Source organism: Actinobacillus ureae ATCC 25976 (assembly GCF_000188255.1).
In the GTDB taxonomy this organism is placed as follows: domain Bacteria; phylum Pseudomonadota; class Gammaproteobacteria; order Enterobacterales; family Pasteurellaceae; genus Actinobacillus; species Actinobacillus ureae.
The window spans coordinates 1-6,973 of sequence record NZ_GL831086.1; the positions used below are offsets into that span (position 1 = coordinate 1).

A 6,973-nucleotide genomic window follows, 5' to 3' on the forward strand; every position below is an offset into this window, starting at 1 on the left:
ACAGCTTGTGAGTTTGTGCGAGGACAGCAAAGCACCTGTTTTAAATGACTTTTTGAAGCGGATTTCTGGCGAAGCCAAACATCCGCAAGAATTCGATCTTGAAGTGCCAGAAGGCTTCGGGGAAGATTGATGAAATGGATTTCTCACATCGCTATAGCTGGCTCAACAACAGCAATCTTTGAACCTAAACTCGTACCGCTTGCAGTGTTCGGTGGCGTATTCCCTGACTTGGCTGAGGGAATTGCAAACAACCTATTCAGAATGAACCTTAAGCACCGACAGGAAACGCATTATTTCGCTTACTGGCTTATAGGTTTTATTGCTTGTTTTGCCTTAGAATTAGACTGGATTACAACTTTTTGTTGGGGTGGTTTAACTCACATTCTTGCTGACGCTTGCACAATCACTGGCGTACCGTTTTCCCCTTTATCTGACAGACGATTTCATCTATTCGGTGGACGACTTCGAACGGGGTCGGCTGCCGAGTATATGATTTCACTTGGTTTTTCTGGTGCTTGCTTATTTGTGGCGATTTTAATCAACCGTGAGAGCGGTCAATTTTTGCCATTTTTTTACGATTGGGCGGGCTATTACGGCGATGGATTAATTGATGGAGCGGAGTGGAAAAAAAACCGATTTAAATTATTTTAGTGTGTTTTGAAAATCTGTTCATAAAAAAAGACCGCACTTTAAAAGTGCGGTCAATCTTAAGTGAGTTTTATATTAATTTTGATATTCCATAATTCACTAAAAATCCACCAACCACTAGCCATAAATAAATTAGTGTTCCTAAAACAAGTGGTTTTAATCCTGCCTTTTTGATTGCGCTTGCTTGTGTAGTTAAGCCAAGGGCAGCCATTGATGAAATTAATAAGAAAGAATCGATTTCAACTAATAATTTCACGAGTTCTTTTGGTAATAAATCAAAAGAATTAAAAATCGCAACGCCAATAAAAAGTACAGCAAACCAAGGAATTGTAATTTTGTCAGAGGTATTTTCTGATACCCCATCACTACGTGTTAATAACCAAGAAAGCATTAATAAAAATGGTGCGAGCATCATCACTCGGATCATTTTGGAAATGACGGCAGTATTCGCCACGATAGGATCAATATTTTCCCCAATCGCATACACTTGAGCCACTTCGTGTACACTAGAACCAACATAAATACCGAATTGATGGGCGTTAATTAAATCTTGTGACCACGTGTAGAACAAGGGGTAAGTAAAAATAGCAAGCGTCCCGAAAATGACCACTACGGCAATCGCCACTGAAACTTTATGAGATTCTGCTTTGGTAACAGGCTCTGCCGCCATAACAGCTGCCGCACCACAAATACTACATCCTGCTCCAGTGAGATAAACCAATTGTTTATCCATTTTTAGATAACGAATGCCTAAAAGTGCGGTAAAAAAGAAGGTTGAAATTAGCATAATCGCATCAGTGACAACAGCATTTAATCCTACATCGGCAATATCGCCAAAAGTGAGGCGGAAACCATACAGCACAATGCCAGTGCGAAGAAGCGTGCCTTTGGCAAACAAAACGCCTTTTTCCACTTGTGTTGAAAATTGCGGATAAATGGTATTGCCGATTGCCATTCCCAGCAAGATGGCAATAATTAGAGCACTGATATGATAATGATGGGAAAAATCAGTGTTTCCTAAATAGTTAGCAAGTACAGCGATAATCGCGATAAATATAAGTCCGAAATAAAAGGGACGAGTGTTCATTTTTTCTTTCCTTAGTGAGTGTTTTTGTCTTTTACCCAAGCGGTTTCATCTAAAATTTTGCCAAAATAGCTTTCGACTAAGCGACGAATAATATCATGTTGGAATACTTGGCGCAGCCTGTAATTCTACACTTTAGCTTATGCAGAGCAGAAAATATAAAAATCTCAGATTTAGACGTAACATAACAACAAGGAGGACTGAGAAATGAAACCGTATCAACCAACTCAGATAGAGCTTACAGAACTTGGCTTTCAGATGCTTGAAAGGGGTATCAATGGTATTCAATTTAACGGCATTCAAACATTCGTTGATGATGAGAAAAATTACTTAGTTGCAAAGATTGAACTTGAAAATAATGAGGTCATTTCAATTCAAAATGAATTATCAAGTGAGAAAGAAAATTTAGCTCAAGTTGAGATTAAACTGGCTGATAAAATTAGAATGTATTTTGCTTAAATTTAGTTAGTTGTATCCATTGCAATTAAAAAAGTGCGGTAGAATTTTTATCGTTTTTTTAGTCCTTACTTCTCGTCACGCAAGGACGGAGAAGAACCAGCCATAAGAGCGAAGGGGCGGCGGGGCGAGGAGTGAAAGCGTTTCGCGAGCTTGCGAGCGGTACGCTGAGAACGACGAGAACCGAGCGGACAGAGGACGCACGAGAGAGCCAGCCAGAGCAGGAAGTCGCGAAGCCGTGTAGCTTGCGAAATGGCGTAGCGTGCGGACGGCGGAGGCGGGCAAGCGAGCCGCCCCGAAGCGGATTGCCAGCACCGACCCCAAACAGCCATAAAAATGCGATCTTGATTATTTTTGACGACTGCAAAAAGGATCTTGACCGTAATACAAAAAATAACGCACCAAAACAAGCCATAGAGCCACGAAAACAAGCCAACCTATACAAGCACCTACCTTTTAGATAAAATCGCTTAGAATTGATTTTAGAGCTACTTAAAGAGAATTGGGGTTTTTACCTGAAAGAGAACGTTTTTTTTGAGTGTAACTTGAATTATCATTGGAGAGGGAATACAATATTAAGGGTCGGGAACAGGTCGCTACCCCGTTCCCTTCCTAGCCGTTAGGCTAATTTACCGAAAACTGCAATCAGCAGATTTAGTATGGCGAATACTCTCAAACTGATTGCCCCAACTAGCATAGCTAGTATTATCAGAGTAATAATTTCTGATGCTTTCACATAAATCACCCCCTTAGTGCTACAAGACTAAGCGGCTAAGCAGTATGCTACGGTCAGGTAGCATTCTACCTAGGTCGCCGATAGCACAAAGGAATTCTAACATAAAACCGCCTTTTAGGGCGGTTTTTTTGTGGCGTGTTTAAAAAAAATGATCGCTTTTTTCAAACGCCTTTTAATATGTCGGAAAAATATTTAATTGCATTAAAATCAAACGCATATGGTTTGATTTTAGTTTCTTTTAGGTTTTATTCAAACACTCGCAAAAACTGAGCAAATTTTGACCGCACTTTAACCCTCAGAGCGACACGGCTCTTACATTTTTGGCTACTCTTCAATCTCAATTTTGAGCTGTTTTTTCATAGCCTTTCGCTCTTCTCGATGTATGAAATCGTAGAGTGTGGACGGTGCAACGTTGTACATTCTAGCGATACTACGCTTTGCTACACCTTGCTTGATCATCTTAAAAATATCATTTTTAAAACCGTCGAGACGGTGTTTTTTCGCCTCTCCCTTTGGTCTACCTAGTTGCTTACCGTCCGCCTTGATTTTGGCTAGAGCGTTGCGAGTACGTTGCGAGATAAATTCACGCTCAATCTCCGCAACCATTCCAAGAACGGTTGCCATAATCTTTGAAGTAATATCGTTTTGCCCTTTGAACACTAAGCCCTGCTGAACGATATGAACCGCAATATCTTTTTCAGCCGTAACCTTGAGAAAATCCAAAACACCAAGCGTTGAACGTTCAAGACGAGAGATTTCACTAACAACGATCACATCGCCTGATTGAGCTTGCTCAACAACATTCCCTAAACTACGTTTACGCCACTCAATCTTTCCTGAGGCTGTATCTTCGATTTTATCGATTGGACTACGCAGAACATCATTGGCATAGTTTAAAACGGTATTCCATTGCTTTTCGGTGTCTTGCTGATTTGTTGAGACACGCACATAGCCATAAACTTTCATAAAAACTCCTTGCTGAAAAACGTTAAAATTATTTTATTTGATGTGTATGAAAAAAGCAAAGGTTTTTTCATACAATTTAAAAAATAAAAAAATAGAGCGAAGCGATATGACAGCCAAAACGCAGTTTTGAGCTGTATTTTTATCTTGTTTTTATCTTGTTTTTATCTTGTTTTTAGGATCACGCTAAGCCTTGCCACACAAGGCTTGCCAAATTCATAAATGGACAAATTTCTTGTTATAAATGGACAAATTTCTTGTTATAAATGGACAAATTTCTTGTTATAAATGGACAAATTTCTTGTTTAATCCACAGGATAAACCTCTTAAATGACAATTTTAAAATTTGCCATTTTTATTCTTTTAGATTATTATTCACACAAATATAAGAAAGGGCGAGCGTATGGAAAAAACGCTAATTATAAATAAATCAAACAACTTGATAGAAGCGAGTTATCAGCTTACTTTGGATGAAATGAGGCTGCTGGCTTTAACGGTTGGCATAATGGAGCCAAAGTCTGATAAGTTAGAGTTTGATTTTACCGTTGCAGACTTTGCCAGCCACTTCGGAATAAAATCAGCTTCTGCTTATGAGCAAGTAAAGCAAGCCGTTAAGAAGATTTATGAGCGTTCTGTCAAGATTGAGGACGAGGAGAAGATTTTTGAATTTCGGTGGGTTTCTTCGAGAACTTATTTTAAGCGAGAGGGAAAATTTCGTATTGCTTTAACTCGTGAGGTTATGCCTTATTTAACACAGCTTAAAGGCAAGTATTACACGAGTTATAACCTTGAGCAGATTTCAACCTTTCAGAGTTTCCATTCTATTAGAATTTACGAGTTATTAGCCCAATTTAAAAACACAGGTTGGCGACAAATTACCGTTGAAAAATTAAAAAAATTATTGCAAATTACGGATAAATACAAGGCTTATGCTGATCTTAAAAAGCGAGTAATTACGCCTGCTTTAGAGGAAATTAACAGCAAAACAGATTTATTTGTTGAGCTTGAGCCAATCAAGAACGGACGAACGATTGTGGCTTTGAAATTCTTAATTTCACGCCAGCAAGAACAGCCAAAAATTGATTATGAAGCCTTACCAAAACGCCCACGCTTACCGCAACGACCTCACGTAATGGCAGGAACGCACGCAGAAGGTGTTTACTTCAACCAGTGCGAGGGAATTATTAGAGAGCATTGGAAAGGTGTTTTTAAAGACAAAGAATGGCGTGAAATTTTGCCGTTGCTACCTGCAGGAGAGCTGGAACTACTAGAAAAATATTACAAGGCGACTGGAAACGACCTTTACAAAACAATAAGAAAACTACTGAAATAAGTGTGTTTGAAAAAAACGAACAGATAAATTAGACACGGAAAAAGTGTTGGCGATTATGTTGGAATGGTTGCCTGTATGACCCCATATGCTTCGCATTTTTTTTATAAAAATTTTACGAAAAAAGCATAGGTTTTTCACAACGTTATTTTTAATGAAATTCGTTGCCTTAAAGCACAGGATTTTTTGCACTCACCCCAAAAGAGCGGTCAATTTTTGCAAAGTTTTTGCAAATTTTGACCGCTTGAACGGAAGAGATTTTTAATGAAATTTTTGAATATCAGACACGAGAAAACACCACGCAAAGACGGTACGAAATACGCCAAGCTTTATTTTGAGAGCAAGTCCAAAAAGTTTGGGAAAGTTGAGAGCAGTAAGTATATCGGAAACCGCAAGAATATTCTTATCAGCGGAGGATTTCATAGTGGGAAAACTCGAATGATTATGAAAATTTGGAAAGAGCGACAGAATATTTGGGGAAAAGACCGAGGGTTCGTAAAACTTTCAGGATTTGGCACAATTGCCGAATATGTGGACACGCCTCAACTTCGAGATTTTTTTAATGCTATTCCAAAAAGCAAACAATACAAGAATAACCGAGATTTACAAGAGTTTTGGGCGAGCTTTGAGGGACGAGAGTTTAAGCAACTCAAACAGCACGAACGCATAGAAAACCTAATCGAATTCATCAAGCACCATAACACCGTTTTAATTATTGATGACGCTCAGAAACTCACAAACCGCAAGTTAGAAATCGTTAAGCGAGCGATAGAGCATTGCAAGCAGTTTGTGATTGCGACAAGCGAAGAACAGCGATTATCTACGAGCTTGCGAACGGTTGTTTTAAATTCCAATCTTGAGCACTTAAAACTAGACACTCAAGCCAGCTACGATGCCACTTCAATTTTTGTTTACTTTTTAATTGCCTGCTGTGCAGCTGGGGGCTGGTATGAACTGGCTTTCATAATGGGAGGCTTGAAAGCACTTTCGAGCGGACGACGAGCAAGCAGAAAAGACTAGGAGAGCTGTTTTTGAAACGATATATTTTAGTTTTAACGTTAGCTTTAACAGCTTGTAGCGGAGCTTTCAGCGATTATCTGCACGAGTATAAAAATCTTGATTTGAGCTATAAAAACGAGAGCGACCGCGTAACAAAACTGCAAGCTGATAGCCGTGAAAATTTATCGCCATTCGGCGAGAAACACGACTGGCAAGCGGACGGCAAACCACCTCAAACAAAGCCTTTTGAGCTTGAGACTTTTCACGGCGATAATTCGTCTTTTAGAGCGAAAAACCAACCGCTTGTAAAGACAAAAGAAATCAATAATGACGAGCTTTTAACACAAATTTTGAAATGCTATCCTGAACGCTCTTTGTTTAATGGAGAGCTAAAACTAAAAACCTCGAAAGCCATTAACCGTAGAGACCGATACAACAACGAAAACGACAATTACTATTCGGCGATAGTGTTCGAAATGCCATTGTATTCAGCGAGCGAAACTACGAGGAAGTTAGACCGAGAACGCCAACGCCGCACGGAAACGGCGGAGATCCTTGCCAACTTCTCAAAATCTGTTGCTGAACGAAACCAAGCGGAAAGAATGGTAAGCCTTTACCGCACGCTAGAGAAACGCTCTCGAGAGCGTGTAAAATTAGGGGTTATTGAAGCTGACGAGCAAATTAGTTTTTTAGAAAAAACCGCCCAAGCTCACACAAAACTAATCACAACGAACAGCAACATCGTAAAGTACCGCCT

7 protein-coding genes and 1 pseudogene are annotated in these 6,973 nt (G+C 39.5%); 5 read left to right on the plus strand and 3 right to left on the minus strand.

What is annotated here, in order from left to right; translation table 11 throughout:
* Positions 1–129 precede the first annotated feature (129 nt).
* Positions 130–651, plus strand: coding sequence for a metal-dependent hydrolase (locus HMPREF0027_RS11075; RefSeq protein WP_005625331.1), 522 nt, complete (start codon positions 130–132; stop codon positions 649–651).
* Positions 652–718: 67 nt separating this feature from the next.
* On the opposite strand, the gene HMPREF0027_RS11080 is transcribed toward HMPREF0027_RS11075, so the two are convergent.
* A complete protein-coding gene (locus HMPREF0027_RS11080) occupies positions 719–1,735 on the minus strand; it encodes a YeiH family protein (protein WP_005625334.1) in 1,017 nt (338 codons plus the stop codon).
* A gap of 11 nt (positions 1,736–1,746) precedes the next feature.
* Positions 1,747–1,836, minus strand: a pseudogene (locus tag HMPREF0027_RS12045) (peptide ABC transporter ATP-binding protein); the annotation flags it as partial.
* 103 nt (positions 1,837–1,939) lie between these two features.
* On the opposite strand from HMPREF0027_RS12045, the gene HMPREF0027_RS11085 reads away from it, so the two are divergent.
* The gene (locus HMPREF0027_RS11085; RefSeq protein ID WP_005625336.1) at positions 1,940–2,191 is read left to right on the plus strand and encodes a hypothetical protein; all 252 of its coding nucleotides are present in this window, start codon (positions 1,940–1,942) and stop codon (positions 2,189–2,191) included.
* 1,057 nt (positions 2,192–3,248) lie between these two features.
* Here HMPREF0027_RS11085 and HMPREF0027_RS11095 read toward each other — a convergent pair.
* Positions 3,249–3,890, minus strand: coding sequence for a recombinase family protein (locus tag HMPREF0027_RS11095; protein ID WP_005625343.1), 642 nt, complete (start codon positions 3,888–3,890; stop codon positions 3,249–3,251).
* 400 nt (positions 3,891–4,290) lie between these two features.
* Here HMPREF0027_RS11095 and HMPREF0027_RS11100 point away from each other — a divergent pair, with 400 nt between their 5' ends.
* From HMPREF0027_RS11100 to HMPREF0027_RS11110, 3 genes are all read left to right on the plus strand, one after another.
* Positions 4,291–5,220, plus strand: a complete 930-nt coding sequence (locus HMPREF0027_RS11100) for a replication initiation protein (protein ID WP_005625345.1) — start codon at positions 4,291–4,293, stop codon at positions 5,218–5,220.
* 261 nt (positions 5,221–5,481) lie between these two features.
* Positions 5,482–6,237, plus strand: coding sequence for an ATP-binding protein (locus HMPREF0027_RS11105; protein ID WP_005625346.1), 756 nt, complete (start codon positions 5,482–5,484; stop codon positions 6,235–6,237).
* An 11-nt stretch (positions 6,238–6,248) separates the two neighbouring features.
* On the plus strand, positions 6,249–6,973 hold a 725-nt coding region (locus HMPREF0027_RS11110), incomplete at its 3' end, for a hypothetical protein (RefSeq protein ID WP_005625348.1).

Excerpts from the sequence above, each read along its gene's own strand:
- HMPREF0027_RS11100 (WP_005625345.1), top strand. The coding sequence starts at position 4,291 with ATGGAAAAAACGCTAATTATAAATAAATCAAACAACTTGATAGAAGCG.
- HMPREF0027_RS11095 (WP_005625343.1), bottom strand. The coding sequence starts at position 3,890 with ATGAAAGTTTATGGCTATGTGCGTGTCTCAACAAATCAGCAAGACACC.
- HMPREF0027_RS11080 (WP_005625334.1), bottom strand. The coding sequence starts at position 1,735 with ATGAACACTCGTCCCTTTTATTTCGGACTTATATTTATCGCGATTATC.
- HMPREF0027_RS11105 (WP_005625346.1), top strand. The coding sequence starts at position 5,482 with ATGAAATTTTTGAATATCAGACACGAGAAAACACCACGCAAAGACGGT.
- HMPREF0027_RS11085 (WP_005625336.1), top strand. The coding sequence starts at position 1,940 with ATGAAACCGTATCAACCAACTCAGATAGAGCTTACAGAACTTGGCTTT.
- HMPREF0027_RS11075 (WP_005625331.1), top strand. The coding sequence starts at position 130 with ATGAAATGGATTTCTCACATCGCTATAGCTGGCTCAACAACAGCAATC.